At 46.5% G+C, this 16,676-nt stretch carries 13 protein-coding genes; 1 reads left to right on the forward strand and 12 read right to left on the reverse strand.

Translation table 11 applies throughout. The features are described 5' to 3' along the window. Nucleotides 1-52 precede the first annotated feature (52 nt). Together MD535_RS02130 and MD535_RS02135 are read right to left on the reverse strand one after the other, a co-directional pair. Nucleotides 53-3,754 carry a hybrid sensor histidine kinase/response regulator gene (locus tag MD535_RS02130; protein ID WP_265673291.1) on the reverse strand — a complete coding sequence of 1,234 codons (3,702 nt, stop codon included), beginning with the start codon at nt 3,752-3,754 and terminating at the stop codon, nt 53-55. Between the two features lie 52 nt (nt 3,755-3,806). After that, nucleotides 3,807-4,829 carry a response regulator gene (locus MD535_RS02135; protein ID WP_265673293.1) on the reverse strand — a complete coding sequence of 341 codons (1,023 nt, stop codon included), beginning with the start codon at nt 4,827-4,829 and terminating at the stop codon, nt 3,807-3,809. Nucleotides 4,830-5,138: 309 nt separating this feature from the next. Here MD535_RS02135 and MD535_RS02140 point away from each other — a divergent pair, with 309 nt between their 5' ends. Continuing rightward, the gene (locus MD535_RS02140; protein WP_265673294.1) at nt 5,139-5,282 is read left to right on the forward strand and encodes a hypothetical protein; all 144 of its coding nucleotides are present in this window, start codon (nt 5,139-5,141) and stop codon (nt 5,280-5,282) included. 259 nt (nt 5,283-5,541) lie between these two features. Here MD535_RS02140 and MD535_RS02145 read toward each other — a convergent pair whose 3' ends face one another. The 10 genes from MD535_RS02145 to MD535_RS02190 form a co-directional block, all read right to left on the reverse strand. Continuing rightward, nucleotides 5,542-6,765 carry a beta-ketoacyl-ACP synthase gene (locus MD535_RS02145; protein WP_265673295.1) on the reverse strand — a complete coding sequence of 408 codons (1,224 nt, stop codon included), beginning with the start codon at nt 6,763-6,765 and terminating at the stop codon, nt 5,542-5,544. Then, nucleotides 6,762-7,487: a 3-ketoacyl-ACP reductase FabG2 gene (locus MD535_RS02150; RefSeq protein WP_265673296.1), complete on the reverse strand. Its 726-nt coding sequence runs from the start codon at nt 7,485-7,487 to the stop codon at nt 6,762-6,764. Before MD535_RS02150 ends, MD535_RS02145 begins: the two co-directional genes overlap by 4 nt. Continuing rightward, entirely contained in the window at nt 7,484-7,948 is a 465-nt protein-coding gene (locus MD535_RS02155; protein WP_265673297.1) for a hotdog family protein, read from the reverse strand. Before MD535_RS02155 ends, MD535_RS02150 begins: the two co-directional genes overlap by 4 nt. Then, nucleotides 7,941-9,146, reverse strand: coding sequence for a beta-ketoacyl-[acyl-carrier-protein] synthase family protein (locus tag MD535_RS02160; RefSeq protein ID WP_265673298.1), 1,206 nt, complete (start codon nt 9,144-9,146; stop codon nt 7,941-7,943). Before MD535_RS02160 ends, MD535_RS02155 begins: the two co-directional genes overlap by 8 nt. A gap of 9 nt (nt 9,147-9,155) precedes the next feature. Continuing rightward, entirely contained in the window at nt 9,156-9,803 is a 648-nt protein-coding gene (locus MD535_RS02165) for a DUF3261 domain-containing protein (RefSeq protein WP_390902882.1), read from the reverse strand. A 14-nt stretch (nt 9,804-9,817) separates the two neighbouring features. Continuing rightward, nucleotides 9,818-12,238 (reverse strand): MMPL family transporter, encoded by a 2,421-nt coding sequence (locus MD535_RS02170; RefSeq protein ID WP_265673299.1) that lies wholly within the window; start codon nt 12,236-12,238, stop codon nt 9,818-9,820. Beyond that, complete coding sequence (locus MD535_RS02175) at nt 12,210-12,854, reverse strand: outer membrane lipoprotein carrier protein LolA (protein ID WP_265673300.1); 645 nt, start codon at nt 12,852-12,854, stop codon at nt 12,210-12,212. Before MD535_RS02175 ends, MD535_RS02170 begins: the two co-directional genes overlap by 29 nt. Then, nucleotides 12,844-13,296: an acyl-CoA thioesterase gene (locus tag MD535_RS02180; RefSeq protein ID WP_265673301.1), complete on the reverse strand. Its 453-nt coding sequence runs from the start codon at nt 13,294-13,296 to the stop codon at nt 12,844-12,846. The genes MD535_RS02175 and MD535_RS02180 overlap by 11 nt, the downstream gene beginning before the upstream one ends. Before the next feature lie 78 nt (nt 13,297-13,374). Beyond that, entirely contained in the window at nt 13,375-14,913 is a 1,539-nt protein-coding gene (locus MD535_RS02185) for an HAL/PAL/TAL family ammonia-lyase (protein ID WP_265673302.1), read from the reverse strand. After that, nucleotides 14,897-16,669, reverse strand: coding sequence for a glycosyltransferase family 2 protein (locus tag MD535_RS02190; RefSeq protein WP_265673568.1), 1,773 nt, complete (start codon nt 16,667-16,669; stop codon nt 14,897-14,899). The genes MD535_RS02185 and MD535_RS02190 overlap by 17 nt, the downstream gene beginning before the upstream one ends. Between the last annotated feature and the right edge of the window lie 7 nt (nt 16,670-16,676).

Genomic DNA, 16,676 nt, shown 5'->3' on the forward strand with positions numbered 1-16,676 from the left:
TTGGCTGGCTTAGGGTACCCAGGCGCTGAGCTTATGTTTGTTACCCCTAACGCTATGGGCGGCTCTCACTATTTAAATAGTCGGTTAGAATTGTGGTAATCGCTTCAAAATCGTATTGGGCGATGGCGGAATGAAGCTGTGATCTGTGGTGATCGCTTAATATCGTCGTCGTTAAAATATCGGAGTTTTCTAGCAATGATATCGCCGCCATATCGAACTCTTTTGCATGCTCTATAATGGCGTAAATAGGGGCATTATGAATGGTTGCTTGTGTTTCTGAAGCCGCAGTAAGCGCCGCTTCGGTGTTCATTAGTTCATTGTGGGGCTCTATCGCGAGCGGTGCTATGGTCGGTGTACATTGAATGATCATTTCTTCAACACTTTGGTTCAGCTTGGTTTCTTGAATGTCTATCGCGTCAAAATTTTCGGTCTGTAATGAATGCTCTATGTCGGCACAAAGCGCGACGATGTCTTGCATCCCTAAATTCCCCGCTATGCCTTTTAATGTATGAATATCAAATGAATACTCCGGAGCGTTATGTTGTTGCCAAGCAAATGTGTGCTTTTGGTACTGTTGGCAAAATTGCTTGAGCAATTTCAAATAGAGCGCCCTATTTTGGCTGGTGGCAGCTAGCCCATTTTCAGTACATAGCCCCGCTATAGAAGATAATTGATGGATGGTTTGTTCAGCGCTGAAACTAACCGTAGATACGTTTGCTCTGTTGTCGGGTGTTGCGAGTGATGGACGGGATTTAGAGACGGTGATCCACTTCGCCATGGTGCGAAACATTTCATCGATGAGTAATGGTTTACCGATCAGGTCGTTCATGCCGCTAGCGAGTACTTTCTCTTTATCACCAACCATAACATTCGCCGTTAGGGCAATGATAGGCAGCGCATTAAGACCTAAGTCTTGGCGAGCACTTTGGGTGGCCTTGTAGCCATCAAGAACGGGCATTTGGCAGTCCATTAACACACCGTCATAGTGGTTGGTGGTTAATTTATCTAAGGCGATTTTACCGTTGCAGGCGACATCCACAGACATGCCATGCATTTCTAATACTTCACGCGCCACTTCTTGATTTATTTCGTTGTCTTCGACGAGCAGTATTTTTGCGCCAACCAGTGTAGCCATATCTTTACTCATTTGGATATCGCGTTTTCTACGATGGGGAGTGCGTTGCTTTGAGACTAGGGTGTTCATGAGTAGGTCCACTAAGGATGAGTTAGTAAACGGTTTTTCGAGAATATCGGCGACGATGATATCGGTATCTTGCAGCGCTTCGGATATGTCGTTGGATCCTTTGGACGTCAAAATGACCAATTTACTCACCAGTAGCTTAGAAAACTGTTCGCGTAATTGATAGATTTCTCCGATGTTATCAAAGCCATCAAAGCGCCAATCATAAATCACTAAGTCAGCTTCAATCACAGAGTCTTGCATTGCGCTCGCCAGTTCAGGCAAGTTGTTGAAGCAATGTACCTCGCATTGCATCCGTTGCAATTGAGCGTTGATGATTCTAGTCGCTTCTTTTGAATCATCCACTAGCAGGATTTTTTTGCTGCTCAAGATTGAGGGGTATAGGGCTTTGTTACTGTTGGCGACTTCCGCAAACTGGGCGGTGAAGGTAAATATGGAACCTTGATTTGGTTGGCTAGTGACTGAGATATCGCCTCTCATTAGGGTGACCAGTTTTTTTGTGATCGCGAGTCCCAACCCCGTCCCGCCATACTTTCTAGTGGTTGAGCTGTCAGCCTGAGTAAACGATTGGAACAGTGTTTGTATTTGTTCTGGCGTCATGCCTATACCGTCATCAATGACTTTAAATTGGAGCGTGTACTGTTGGCTGGAATAGGAAATGGTGGAGATGAGAACTCGAATTTCGCCTTGCTCCGTAAATTTGACGGCATTGGATCCAAGGTTGATGAGGATTTGTTTTAGGCGCAGAGCATCCCCCATCATTAGTGTTGGCACATTGGGGTCGATATCTATGAGTAGGTCGAGGTTTTTTTCGCGAGCACGTTCACCGATAAGGTTGATGAAATCTTCAATCACTTCATCAAGTGCAAACTCAAGAGTTTCAAGTTCTATTTTACCCGCTTCTACTTTTGAGAAGTCGAGGATGTCATTGATGACGCCCAATAAGGATTTTGCAGAGCTGTGAACCTTAGTGATGTAATTACGTTGCTTTTTATCGAGATCGGTTTCAAGGGCAAGGTGGCTCATACCGATAATGGCATTCATCGGTGTGCGGATTTCATGGCTCATAGTGGCGAGGAAATCGGATTTAGCTTGGTTGGCATGCTGGGCGCTATCATTAGCTTGTTCGAGCACTTGTGTGACGCTTTGTAGTTCAATGTGGGATCGCCTTATGAGATAGCCCAGCATCATTAATGCCAACACAAACAACACCGCGCCATAAGAAATGTAAGCAGAAAGATCTCTTGCTTGCGACATTTGTTCGAAGCGACGATTGCGGATATCCAAAATCGCACTATCTATTTCAATCGCTGACTCGACCATACGTTTGGCGATAGTGTCGGTTTGATCGGAAACGGCTTGGACGCGATAGAAATCATCAAGATACATTTTTAGTATCGGAGAAAGCTGCACAAAGAGTTGCTTTTCATCGTCTTCTATCAGCAAACTAGCAATTATTTCGGCTCGGTGCATCGCTCGTTGCAGCAGCATAATGACTTCCTGAGCATAGATGCTTTTGGCTTCTCCGGTAATCGCGAGTGAAAAGTCACGGTCAGTTTGGCGAGCGGAATCAATTTCTTTAATTAGTGAGGTAATTTCTTTGGAAATATTGAGGCGCTGTGCCATTAAGTTTTGAATCGCGGTGACTTTTTCTTCAGCGGTTTCAAACACAAGACTTTCGTTACTTCTTAAATCGAGAGCGGCTTGTGCGAGTTCGAATGCGGTCATAGCAAAATTACGGATGAGGGGATTGCTGAGACTAACATCTGAGGGACCGGAGATATTTTCTAGTTGATGTAGCCGTTCGTAAAAATTTTGGCTCAATGAATCTAATCGGTTAAGAAGTTCACGGCTATGAGGGTTTTTGATGCGAGTTTTTAGCTGCTCCAAATATCGAGATATTTTTTTTAACTCAGCCAAACTTAAGCGATAATCCTTTTTTTCATCAAAAACCAGAAAGTCTTTGGCGAAATTGCGGGCAGACTCAACAGAGACTGAAAGCCGATAAGAAATTGCGGAGTTCTTTGAAATGTCGCTCATTTCATCACGAAGTTCGCTGACCCGTCGTTTGTCCAAATCAATGTATTTGAGTTGCAGGTTGTGGATTGCATCTGACAAGATGCTCGCTTTACGTGCATTTTGCACCATCAAATATCGTTCACTGACGAAGCTCAAGCTTAAGTCGGTGTAGTCGGAAAAATCACGTTCATATTGGGAGATACGATTGATCAGGTCCTGAGTGCCAGAGCTGTCTTCTTGGCGTTCTTTGTGAAATGTTTTTGCCAAAACAAGCGCGGTTTGCATGTAGCTTAATGCGACTTCCGATTCTTTGACGGACAAGTCTCGAGTAAAGGATAGTTCATGCAGTCGAGCGCGGTCTAGGGTTAGAAGAAGCTGCCCAGCCCCTTCATAGCGGTCAACAGAACTAAATAATTTGTTAAGGCTTACCCAAGCCATGAGCCCGACGCCAAATAGCATGACGATGACAATCAAAAACCCGACCACAATACGATTGGAGCGAACGATTGAGCGTTGTACGTCGTTTGATAGCATGGCATATCTTCCTTGATTACATCTTATTTTTGGTCGTATTTGAAAGTGTGAGTCAATCACTAAATTTTTGTTGAATGACGACAATATCTGATTTGAGCGAGATAAATTTGTCGACTAATTGGGGGTCAAAATGATGTCCAGATTGTTCCGTTAAGAATTGAAAGGCGTCGTCTATTGCCCATGCTGGTTTATAAGGTCTGACGCTGGTTAGCGCGTCAAATACATCGGCAATCATGACAATGCGCGCCGACAAAGGGATCTGGTTACCGGCTACGCCTTTAGGGTAGCCACTGCCGTCCCATTTTTCATGATGATATTGGGCGATCTCTTTAGCGAGCGTAAGCAGTGGTGAAGTGTGCGAGCCTAAGATTTCGACGCCATAATCGACATGTTTTTTCATTTCTTTCCATTCATCGTCGTTAAGCTTTTCGGGTTTGAGCAGTATTCGGTCTGCAATACCTATCTTCCCCACATCGTGCATGGGGGCAGCTTCAAAGAGTAAATCACGCCAGTGCGGAGAAACATGGATAGCTTCGGCTAACAAACGGCTGTAATGACTCATCCTGATGACGTGCATACCCGTTTCATTATCTTTAAATTCCGCGGCTCTTGCTAAGCAGTTAATGATCTCCGACTGGTTTTCACGAAGTGCTTGAGTACGCTGTTGAACTTCTTGCTCAAGCATTTGGCGCTGGTTATGTAAAAACAAATGTGTCGCAACTCTGGCTCGTACAATTGCTGGGCTAATTGGTTTAATAATGTAGTCGACAGCCCCTAGCTCAAAGCCTTTCGTTTCATCGCCAATTTGGCTTTTCGCCGTGACAAAAATAACCGGTATATCTTGAGTGATGGGATTACTTTTAAGGTGTTGGCATACTTCGTAACCGTCCATCTCAGGCATCATGACATCCAGTAAAATGAGGTCTGGCTTAGGTGTTCGGCTGGCAATCTTTAGAGCGATCGCGCCACTGGTTGCCACTTTAATTTTATAGTGTTCAGACAAGACGCCATTGAGAACATCAAGGTTGCCTGGTGTGTCATCGACTAATAGAACGGTAAACGCTTTCTCACCCACCTATGTCTCCTATGTCAGTACGCTTAAAAAATGTATTAAGTAAGTATTGCCTAACTTGCTGATAAATCAATAATTAAATGAATGTAAAAGTGTGATGTGTCATACCAACGTTTTCTGAGGAAAATTCATCTTCATTTAAAGTGAGTTAGACTTGCTGTGTCCAGTGATAGGTCGTGTCAGGTGATCTTTAAGGGGGGGCGAATGATATTAGTTAACGCTGAACTTCTTGCTTAGCGAGGTATCCACTTGATGGTCGAACCTTGTATAATTTTGAACGAGTCAATTGTTGAAGATGAGAGCGCAAAGAAAATGAGAAAGCACTATATCGTTGAAGGGAATAATAATGGCTATCCAAAACTCGCGCTTTGCGATCGTTGCGTACAAGACTACGTTGTGATCAGTGAAGGCGAACGCACGTACGATGAGTGTGCAAAATGTGGGGAGGATGACTAGTGCTCGTTCGCATTCAATCACTACTTTAGCGATAACGAATGAAGTGGATGTCTTTGAGAGCGCGATATCTAGTCCGTGCTCGAAGTGGCGCTAGAGTGCCACGGCGCTTCAGTTAGTCTGAAGTGGGGTATACTTGGCTTTCAGGTTTAAACGGTCCGTGATACAAACTGTCCGTGATACAAACTGGCGGTCAGTCGCCAGTTTGTATATAACAACGGAACGTTAGTCCTCTTAAAAACGCTAAAGCTTCTTAATAACGCTAAAGCTTCTTAAAGATAATCGATGTATTAATGCCACCAAATGCGAAGTTATTACTCATCAGGTATTTGGCATCGAGTTCACGTCCTGAGCCGGAAATGTAGTCGAGCTTGCCACACTGTTCATCTAGCGTATTGAGGTTTAGTGTTGGGTTGAACCAACCGGTGTGCATCATCTCTAAGCTTAACCATGCTTCAATCGCGCCACAGGCACCTAACGTGTGGCCAAAATAGCTTTTCAAAGAGCTAATCGGTACTTCGCCAAAGACATTAGCCGTTGCGTTACTTTCGGCAATATCACCGCGTTCGGTGGCGGTTCCGTGGGCAGACACGTAATCAATTTTTTCTGGGGATAGGTTGGCATTTTGTAGCGCCATTTCCATACATATTTGCATGGTTTCCATTTGTGGTTGCGTCACATGGGCAGCATCACAGTTACTGGCAAAACCGATAATTTCCGCATAAATGGTCGCGCCACGAGCGATGGCGTGTTCATACTCTTCTAATACTAACGTGCCGGCCCCTTCGCCAATAACCAGACCATCGCGGCTGGAATCATAAGGGCTAGGTGTGGATTTAGGCGCGTCATTTTTTAGGCTTGTGGCAAATAAGGTGTCAAATACGGCGGATTCAGTTGGACAAAGCTCTTCACCACCACCGGCAACCATCACCGTTTGATAACCGTGTTTCACCGCTTCATAGGCATAGCCTATCGCTTGGCTGCCAGAAGTGCAGGCACTGCTGGTTGGAATGACGCGCCCTTTAAGTCCGAAAAATAGTCCTACATTAACGGCCGTGGTGTGCGGCATCATCTGTACATAAGTGGTGGCGGTAATTGCACGGGTACTTTTTTCGTTGAGCATGACACCAAATGCACCGATGGCATCGGTACTGCCCGTTGAGGAACCATAGGCGATACCGGTTTGTCCATTGGTGAGCACATCCTGACCAAGAAGGCCTGATTGAATCAGGGCATTTTCGGTGGCAACGGTAGCTAACTTGGAAACTCGTCCCATCCCTCGAACTTGCTTACGTTTGTAGTGTTTAGGTAATTCGAAGTGATCAATCGGTGCGGCTAACTTGGTATTTAGCCCATCGTATTGTTCATAAGAGGGCATATACTGTGTCGCATTTTCACAGGCGCGAAGCTTTGGTTCAACCGACGCCCAGTCGTTACCAAAAGCGGTAACACCCGACATACCAGTGACAACAACACGACGGTTCATACTAGACCTCCGTTAACGGAAATAACTTGTCGGGTGACATAAGATGCGATGTCTGACATCAGGTAACTAACCAATCCAGCCACTTCTTCTGGCTCACCCATGCGACGAAGAGGGATTTGCGGCATAGCGTGTTCCTTGACATGTTCATCAACCATACCAGTATCAATAAGGCCAGGTGCGACACAGTTGACGGTGATTTTACGCTTAGCGAGCTCAAGCGCGAGTGACTTTGTTGCGCCAATGATGCCGGCTTTTGCTGCGCTGTAATTGGTTTGTCCACGATTACCCATGATGCCAGAGACGGAAGCAAGCGTGACAATGCGCCCTCCTTTGCGTTTTTGAACCATTGGCATGACGCAAGGGTGAAGGACATTGTAGAAGCTGTCTAAATTGGTATGAATCACGCCATCCCATTCTTCTTCTGTCATCGCAGGGAATGCGGTATCTTTTGTTACACCCGCATTATTGACGACACCGTAGTAGGCACCATGCTGCTCAATATCGGCTTCTAAGCGCTCGCGACATTGTTGACGATTACTGATGTCAAATTGAATTAATCGCCCGCTACCACCATTTGCTTCGATGGTTTCAAGTGTGTGCAAAGCACCTTGCTTATCACCCATGTAATGCACAGCAATGGTAAAGCCATCGCTAGCGAGTTGGATAGCAATCGCTTTGCCGATGCCTTTGCTGGCACCAGTGACTAAAACTTGTCGGCTCATTGAGAGTTCCTATTTTTCATTTCTTCTAATTTTTGTTCTGACGGTACATACACATTGAGTTGGCAGGAGGCGATGGTAGCTCCGTTCAATTCTAATCGGGCCGAGAAGACTGCCATGCCGCTGTCTTCTATTATTTTTTCAGCATGAATATCCAGCGTCTGGCCTTGCTTAAATGTGTCGCATTCTACCTGATATCGTCGACTTCCTAATAGAAATCCGACGGGTGGCGCTTCACCTTTTTGTTTGGCGTGAAATCCAGACCATGCGGCAACAGATTGCGCCATGAATTCGATACCGACATAGGCCGGCATTGATTGTGCTTCTGTGTTGAAGAACAGATGGTGATCGCCAATATCGACTTGGCAGTGAACGGTTTCACTTTGAATATTGATAACCCGATCGACCAGTATCATGGGGTCGTCGTGGGGGAGTAGCTGATCAATGGTAGGAAAGCTAGTCATTCCATACTCCAAAAATTAAGCTGATATTATTGCCGCCAAACGCGAAAGAGTTACTCAATATTGCTCCACCATTAAGTGTAAGGTCGGTTTCGACCAAATTGATCTCTATATCATTCGCTTTGTTTTGGCAGTGTTGTTTAGGCAACAGCAAATCATAGTTAAGTATATACCAAGCGATAGCTGCTTCAGTGGCACTGGCGGCCCCTAGGGTATGTCCGGTCAACGGTTTCGTTGAACTAACAGGCACCGATTGCCCAAATACGCGAGCGATGGCTTTGCTTTCCATGCGATCATTTAACGGCGTGGCGGTGCCATGCGCATTGATATAACCGATGTCTTCGGCCGTTAAGTGTGCATCGGTGAGTGCTTTTTGCATGGCTTGCTCTGCACCGTTCCCGTCTGGATGAGGGGCAGAAATATGGTGTGCATCTGAACTGTCACCAACGCCAAGCAGAGCAATGTGTCTTTGGGAGGCAGGGCTGGGCGTTTTAGATAGCAGCATAAACGCCGCGGATTCGCCGATATTGATGCCATTGCGATTTTCATCAAAAGGGCGGCATAACTGTTCGGAGAGTGCTTCTAAGCTATTGAAACCATTTAGGGTTAAGGCGCAAAGTGTATCCACACCGCCGACGATGACGGCGTCAACCAGGCCTGATTTTAGTAAGCGTTTGGCACTAAGAAATACACGACCACTTGACGAACACGCAGTAGAAATGGCGTAGCAAGGGCCGCTGATATCAAAATAGTCAGCGATAAAGTCGCTGCAGTTGCCTAACTCTTGTTTGCTGTAGTGGAAGTGAGAGGGGAACTCGCCATTCGCTAGTTTAGCCGTGTATGCGGCTTCACCATCCGAAATGCCCGAGGTGCTGGTACCGACGATAACGGCCACTCGTTCTGAACCGTATTGTGCGATAGCTTCACGTACATTGACTTCAATTTGCTGCAGGGCTGAAAGCGCGAGACGGTTGTTTCTTGAATCATAGTGAAGCAAATGTGGGGGCAGACTAGGGAGCGTGTCGGTGACTTTACCCACTATCGTCGCTCCACCAGCATTGAGCAGTCCTTCAGCGTGTTCCATGCTTGGGCAATCACGCAATGACAAGCGTTGTTGAATGCTTGCTGGCGTATTGCCTAACGCGGAATGAAAGCCGCACGCATGGATAAATATTGGTGTTGGAGAATTGGTTTGCTTCATGCCTGAGTATTATTCGTCGTTGAGTTTAAAGTTGAGCGTTTGGATCACGATTGAGTACCCTAATTGCTGGTGTTCAAAATGAATCTTACCCTGCAATGGTTCTCTATTATCGTAACGAATGATGATAACGGGAGTGCCGGTTTCATCGATGATTTGACGTTGACCTGCCGTGTCTATGATACGCCACTTTATCGTATTTAGTGGGGCTTCCCAAGCACTTTGCGGCCAGAGTGTTATCATCAAATTAAATAAAATCTGCTGTGGGTCGGGTAAGGTATTTTCTAGTCCGTTCAATACGTTGGCGTTAATATCATTATTTTGGTAAGTCAGTGACATGATACGTGTGCCCCAAGAGGAGAAACCTGCCAAAATCACCTTGTCCTTATTCACCTGCAGTTGGACGGGAAGCTGTGAGGATTCGAGGCCTTTTTCACCCTGCCAAGTGGCGCTTATTAACTGACTGGCGGTGAGTTGATAGCCTAGCTCAGCAGGGGCGGGTAAAGCGACAGTGGTTCCAGGTTTTAACTGTACTTGTGTCGAGGCGGCTTGTGGCTTTAGCGCGCAGCCGATAACGCTGCTTAAGACAAACAACACTGCCAAATACTTAACCGCTTGTCTAACGAATAGACTCTTGTGACCAGCACGAGTGGCCATCATTGATTTCATTGACATTATTGCGACTCCCTATGTTCACTTTGGACAAGATCAATCGCTAACGGAGAGAGCAACCAAGCAATGAAAATACCAGTAAGAACGGTGATCCCAAAGCTGTGAATGGCATGCGTATCACTGAGCGATAGTAACCCAAAGGACAGCAGTGTGGTTATCGCAGATAACGTAATGGCAAGCAAGGTGCTGTGGCAGCGCTGCTGTTCGGCAAAAAATAGCGTGTAGTCAATACCGATGCCGATGATTAATACTAACGCGAGTAAATTAAATAAGTTCAACTCGCTACCTGTCGCCGCTGTGACGGCGAGCCCGGCAAGGCAAGCGATAAGTGATGGCAGTAAGATACGAATGGCTCGTTTAATGTCATATCTCCAAACTAATATCACGGCAATGGCGAAGATGGCCAAAGCAAGAAGTTCCATGATTTTGATGCGGTATTGACCAAATAGCTCTGACACTTCTTCAGCTTTATTAAGATAAGTAATCTGTGGTTGTTGCGTTGACAGTGCTTTCACGATGGCGGCGTCGCTGACATCTTTGAGAAGAATGACGGAGGCCACTTGTCCTTCAATTTCGCCAAGGTAGAGAAAACGCAATGGCTCAGAGACGGGATGCTGAAGGTAGTCTGGCAGGGTGACCAGAGTGGGCTGCTCCGCGATTTTGGGGTAACGAGTAAGGTGCAAAGCCTTAGCTAAAGCCTTACCTTGGTCAAGATACAATGACTGGATGAGTGTGAAGTCTTCCACCTGTCTTTGTTGAGATGGCAGGTAGCGGTGAAGGCTTTGATAGCCACTGATTATTTGCGTATCTTGCCAGTCGTTGAGTTGTGATTCGAGTGACTCGAGCGATTGCAACAGCGCTTCATTATCATCGGCGGTGACCACCAACATCTGCTGGGAAGATTGCATGCCCGTTAAGGTTGCAATGAGGGTTTCTTGTTGCTTTAGCGCAGCAGGCATAGCTTGCAATTGATGAATGTCGTCGTTGTAACGTACGTGCGTCATGGCAAATAAACTGAGGAATAAAATGGCGCTTGGTAAGCCCCAAGATACGAAACGGTTTTGCCATGTGGTCAGCCATAGCTGACTCAGTTGTTGACCGGGCAATTGACGTGGTTTACTTGGCGAACGCGCTAAAATAGGGTACCAAGCGACGACAGTGGCATACGCAGAAATCAGTCCTATAGCAGAAAACAGGGCTAATTGCTGCAAGCCTGGGAAAGGGGCGATAAATAGCCCTAAGTAACCAATCAAACTGGTCATTAACCCCAACGTAATCGCAATGAAAATGTGTTTTAGCCCTTTCAGACTATCCCATTTATTGCCTGCAGCAAGCCGATCGGTGAGGAAGTGAAAGGCGTAGTCAATCGAGACTCCGATAAGGCTAGCACCAAATACCAAACTAAATAAATGGACACGACCAAATACAAACGTGGTGACTGCCATGGCAACCAGTAGGCCAATTGAGACAGAAAGTAAGGCAAGGGCAAGCGGCGTCAGGCTGCGAAAAACCATGGCGATCAGCAGCACCACGCCCAGTAATGAGAACACGCCGATAGTACTGATTTCAGATTTGGCACTTCGTGTGCCAAAGTCGGCGTAAAACAACACCCCAGTATGAGCCACGTCCACCTGATAGTGTTGGGTCAGATTTTGCTGCCATTGCTCGATAAGCGGAACCGCTTGCTGAGCTTGCATGCTATAGGGTGAATCGTTGAGTTCAGCGGTAATCAGCAAATAGGTCTTGTCTTGATACTGGGTGGTTAAGTAGCCGTTCGTTAACCCAAATGACGATGAAGAATGACTAATTTGGCTTAGATAGTCACGAAACAGTAAAAAGGGATCGTTTGCCAGCTCTTGACCTGTCACACCAGCAAAGGGGTTGTAAACCGATTGGATAACGCGTTGAGTTTGCGCACTTGGATTATCCTCAAGTCGCGCTCGCTGTGCCGATGTTAATTGCTGCCAACGATGCTGGAAGTAATACTGAGCCCATTGCTGTTGCTGTTTAGCGTCAATTTCAGCGGTGATATTGGCGAAGTAGCCGCTATTTTTAAGTTGATTAGTAAAGGTCTGAGCAGCCTGATAAAGCGCGCTATTATCGCTGTCTTTAGTCGTTTTAAGCGCTTTATCCCTATCTCCTGCAGGAGAATCAGCAGAGAGCACAAACACCACCTTGTCACTCAAACTTGTGGTGACTTTATCAAAAGCACTTTCTGCAATAGGGTTTTGCTCGTTGACGGGCAGTAATTTAAGGATATCGGTTTCAATGGGGGAAACCGAACTAAAGCCCCATTGCTTAACAAGCAAAAGAGTGGCAAATACCACCACACCTAACCATAAAACGGCCAGTTGATGTGAACGAGTTTTGTTAAAGCGGTGACTAGCCGCTTGGCTAGAATTGGAACTGGGCTTGTTCGGCATCCGTTAGGCTCTTTGGTTGATAACGTTGATGACTAAACGTTATGTCAGTTTTGTCACCACGAATTTCTTGTAGAGTTAAGCGTTCAAGATCGTCTTTTCCGCTAATGGTGATGTTGTCAAAAACTGCATTGAGTGGTGCAGCAAGAGGAGTTAGGACCAAGAACCATTGGCCCTGGGATGCCGTAAACTGCATATCAAACTGCTGCTCTAATTGTTGGGTATCACCATGAAATACGGCAAGGAATATATGGCTAAAATAGAATGCCATTGGGTTATCTTCGGCGGTGATCACCTGCGCAGGCTGATCGGCAAAGGTTTGACGTAGCTTGTCTTTTGTTAACACCAATTGGACAGAAAATGGCACTTGCTGGTGCCATAAGAGCCCATTAGTTTTGTCTAGTGTGAACTGTCCCGATGAACTAAGAGGCTGATCAAACATGGCGATATGACGCTGTTGCTCAAAGTCGCCTCGTACTAGCTCATGCTTTGCCAATTGCTGTTGTAAGTCTGTAATGTTACTGACTTGCGCCCATGACAAGGGAGAAAACAGTAGCAGTAGCACGATGAGATTATGACGCCATGTTGCACGAGTCACTAGAGTTGGATTATTTGCCATGATTAACGTGTCCATGTAGATGCCAATGCTCGACTTTTTCGATAAACACGCGAGGGGAAGCAAAACACATCTCCTCGGTTTCAATTGAGACCGCGACTTGAGTGGTGTGGGCTTTGCACATTCGAGTAGCGTTGTCTGCATCGTAGATAACATAGTCGACACGCAGACGATTTTCCCACTCGGTGAGGTGGGCCGTGACGCGAATGTCATGATTAAATGGAATGGCTTTGACGTATTTCACGCGGGTATCTATGATCGGCCAAGCAAATCCCGAGGCTTGCATGGCGCGATAATCATAACCAATTTTGCTCATCAACACGCGACGCGCCTCTTCAAAAAATCGAAAGAAGTTGCCGTGATAGATGACGCCCATTGGATCGGCGTCCTGAAAAGAGGTCACAATTGAGACCTCTGCCGTGAGCGGATGTGTGATGTCAGTCATAGCGTTTCCTAACGGTTAATACCTAACGGTTAATACCTAACGGTTAATACCTATTACTTAATGCCTAATGTTTAGCGCTTAATACAGCGACCAATGACGTTGCTGAATACGGTTCATGAAATGGCGTAAATCCGCTTCCAATGGGCGATCTTCAATCACCATTTCAAACTCACTTAATATCGAATCGCGAATGGCTTTCAGGTTGTCACTCATGTGATGTTCATCGAGCTCATTATGTCGTTTTCGAAGTTCAATCGCTTGTGTTCCTGCAAGTAACGAAGCTGCCGCGACTTGTTCGGTCAGTTCTAATACGCGTAAGCAGTCACGCGCGGCAATCGTGCCCATGCTGACTTTATCTTGGTTATGGCATTCGGTAGAGCGCGAAAATACGCTATCAGGCATGGTGTGTTTCAATGCTTCGGCTGTCCATGCCGATATACCAATTTGCACCGCTTTAAAACCGTGATTGATTGGCTTACGATCGCCTTCAGCGCCAGTTAGGTTATAAGGCAGGCCATTATTGAACTTGTAGTCCATCAATTGCGCCATTTGACGATCCAGTAAATCCGCCAGATTGGCGACGCCGGTTTTTAAGGTATCCATTGCCATCGCAATATGACCGCCGTAGAAGTGACCACCGTGCAGAACACGCTCGTTATCACCATCAATAATTGGGTTATCATTGGCGCTGTTGAGTTCATTCTCTATCAGTTGACGTAGCCATGGTAGCGAGTCTTGAACCACACCAATAACATGTGGTGCGCAGCGAAGTGAGTATCGGTCTTGTAAGCGGTCACTATTGCGAGGTGGGCGTTCGGCTTGTAGATCATCACGTAGCCATGCTGCTATTTGTTGCTGACCCGGATGAGGCTTCACGGCAAACAACGCTTCGTCAAAATGGAAATCGTTGCCATGAATGCCAACGGAAACCATCGCTGTGATCTTTGTGCACAACTGAGCCAGATATTCCGCTCGTTTAAAGGCCAAACACGCAAGCGCAGTCATGACCGAGGTGCCGTTCATTAACGCTAGCCCTTCTTTGGGCTTGAGCGTAATGGGTTTGATGTTTAGTGCTTTGAAGACGTCTTCTGTTGCGCGAATTTCACCTTTGTATAGCACTTCACGCTCACCGATAAGAGCCGCAGCTAAGTAGGAAAGCGGCGTAAGGTCGCCACTGGCACCTACGGAACCTTCTTGCGGAATTCTTGGGGCAATATCATGATTGATGAGTGTGGTGATTTGATTGAGTAGGTCGTGTGAGACGCCCGACATGCCTTGAGATAGCGAACACAAACGTGTTGCTAAAACGGCGCGCGATTGTTCGTGGCTGAGGTTATCACCCAATCCACAACCATGGAATCGTGTTAGGTGCAGAGGTAACTCATCAACGAGGTGCGGCGGAATAGCGACGGTACACGAATCGCCATAACCTGTCGTCACGCCGTAAATAACGCCTTCTTCTTTCAATAAACGCTCTAGGAACGCGACGCTTCGATCGATTTTGGCGACGTAGTCCGGAGAACGATTCATGCTTGCCGATGCGCCCGCCGAAATGGCAACAACATCTTCAATGGAAAGGTGCTCGGCACCAAAAATAATATTAGTGTTCTTCGTCATGATCTTTACTTAACGTCCAAAAGTTGAAAAAGTTATACCACTGTAGCGGCGCTAGCATAGCGTAATGCTCTAAGCGTGCCGCGTAACGTTGTACTACGCTCTCCAATGCGGTTTGTCGTGTACTGCGTGGTAAGGCTATTTTGTCACTGAAGTGTTCAAAATAGACATTAAAATGGGGGGTGGCTTGGTTATCATCGCGAAGACCAAACATGAGATAAACCGGCGCTTTGAGTACCGATGCCAACATAAATGGCCCTTGAGGAAATGGCGCGGGTTTATCGAGGAAATCAGCCCAAACACAACGCTGTTCTTTGCTGGTGGAAGTGCGATCTCCAACAATCACGACCCACTCTCCTTGCTCGATTTTTTGCTGCAATAGGATGGCGGTATCGGGGCCCATATGGCTGACCTGAATAAGGTTGAGTTCGGAGTTCGGATTGACGGCTTTCATCACGGCATTGAAGCGTTCGGCGTGTTCAGTAAATACCAGCGCGTTGATTTTAATATGGCTATAGCGACGACTGAGGGCTCGACACAGTTCTATATTACCAAGGTGTGAGCCCAGTAACAGCACGCCTTGCTTATTATCAATAAGTGGTTGAAATTGCTCTTGGCCATGGATAGTCAGGTTGTCGAGCGAAAAGTCACCTTTCCATGCTGCGAGTTTGTCTAACATCGTATGCCCAAAAGACAGCAAGTGCTGTTGGCTAGTGAGGTTATTTGGCAAAGTAAGGCCGCGACTGTCGGCATAGCTTGTTAATTGCTGTAGATACTGTTCAGACGCGTGACGAGCACGGTGATTTGTTAAATGATAGTAACCGGTCACAAGCGGTAAGATTAGATTAAACGCTCGCCGCCCTAAAAGCTTGTATATCCATAATAAGATATTGATACCCAATACGGTGCCGCGCTCTTTTTGTGTTGACCAGTGTGTGCTAGTCGTTGTTGGCATTGTCGGGTTGCCTTCACTGTGGGATGCGGTGACAACCGGTTCTGTTCGCCTAAAGTGACGGGCGATCAGTGTGGGTATTCGCGGAAGCATGCCGAAAAACAGTTTGGTGTGCATTTTGCTAATTTTGACGTTGTCCCAAAGCGCATCGAAGTGAGAAATGCCGCCTTCAGGGTACATAACACGGGTATCGACAAATTGGATGTCGCAGTCTTGCCAATACATACGAACCAAAATTTCAATATCGAAGTCCATTCGGCTGCCAACGCGAACCTTATCGAGTACGTGGACCGTTTGATCAACAGGATAAGCTCTAAAGCCGCACATGCTATCTTTGATATCGAACGACAGCGTTTCTACCCATACCCAAAAGTGAGTGACATATCGACCATATAGACGAGACTTTGGCACGCTGCTGTCGTAGACAGGTTTGCCTGAAATAAGCGCCGCCGGTTGGGCTTGGGAAGCCTCGATCAGTGAAGGTAGTGATTCAAGATCGTGTTGACCGTCTGAGTCAATTTGAATGGCGTGAGTAAAACCGAGAGCTTTTGCCTGACGAAGGCCCGCCATCACCGCACCGCCTTTACCTTGATTAGTGTCAAGTGTAATAAGAGACACATGTTGTTGCGTGGCGACCTGTGCCAATGCCGCTTTTGTTCGCTGATTGCTGCCATCATCAACCAGTAAAACAGGGTAACTAAACGCCGTCAGTGACCTAATGACGTCTGCAATAGTATCGCCATGATTGAAGCAAGGGACAAGGAAGCAGGGGTTATAGTCGCGGTTTGCTGGTTTGCTATCACTCATGCGGTCT

The sequence above is a fragment of the Vibrio qingdaonensis genome, assembly GCF_026191675.1.
GTDB classification, from domain to species: Bacteria; Pseudomonadota; Gammaproteobacteria; order Enterobacterales; family Vibrionaceae; genus Vibrio; species Vibrio qingdaonensis.

Excerpts from the sequence above, each read along its gene's own strand:
- MD535_RS02130 (WP_265673291.1), bottom strand. The coding sequence starts at position 3,754 with ATGCTATCAAACGACGTACAACGCTCAATCGTTCGCTCCAATCGTATT.
- MD535_RS02140 (WP_265673294.1), top strand. The coding sequence starts at position 5,139 with ATGAGAAAGCACTATATCGTTGAAGGGAATAATAATGGCTATCCAAAA.
- MD535_RS02145 (WP_265673295.1), bottom strand. The coding sequence starts at position 6,765 with ATGAACCGTCGTGTTGTTGTCACTGGTATGTCGGGTGTTACCGCTTTT.
- MD535_RS02150 (WP_265673296.1), bottom strand. The coding sequence starts at position 7,487 with ATGAGCCGACAAGTTTTAGTCACTGGTGCCAGCAAAGGCATCGGCAAA.
- MD535_RS02155 (WP_265673297.1), bottom strand. The coding sequence starts at position 7,948 with ATGACTAGCTTTCCTACCATTGATCAGCTACTCCCCCACGACGACCCC.
- MD535_RS02160 (WP_265673298.1), bottom strand. The coding sequence starts at position 9,146 with ATGAAGCAAACCAATTCTCCAACACCAATATTTATCCATGCGTGCGGC.
- MD535_RS02165 (WP_390902882.1), bottom strand. The coding sequence starts at position 9,803 with ATGATGGCCACTCGTGCTGGTCACAAGAGTCTATTCGTTAGACAAGCG.
- MD535_RS02170 (WP_265673299.1), bottom strand. The coding sequence starts at position 12,238 with ATGCCGAACAAGCCCAGTTCCAATTCTAGCCAAGCGGCTAGTCACCGC.
- MD535_RS02175 (WP_265673300.1), bottom strand. The coding sequence starts at position 12,854 with ATGGCAAATAATCCAACTCTAGTGACTCGTGCAACATGGCGTCATAAT.
- MD535_RS02180 (WP_265673301.1), bottom strand. The coding sequence starts at position 13,296 with ATGACTGACATCACACATCCGCTCACGGCAGAGGTCTCAATTGTGACC.
- MD535_RS02185 (WP_265673302.1), bottom strand. The coding sequence starts at position 14,913 with ATGACGAAGAACACTAATATTATTTTTGGTGCCGAGCACCTTTCCATT.
- MD535_RS02190 (WP_265673568.1), bottom strand. The coding sequence starts at position 16,669 with ATGAGTGATAGCAAACCAGCAAACCGCGACTATAACCCCTGCTTCCTT.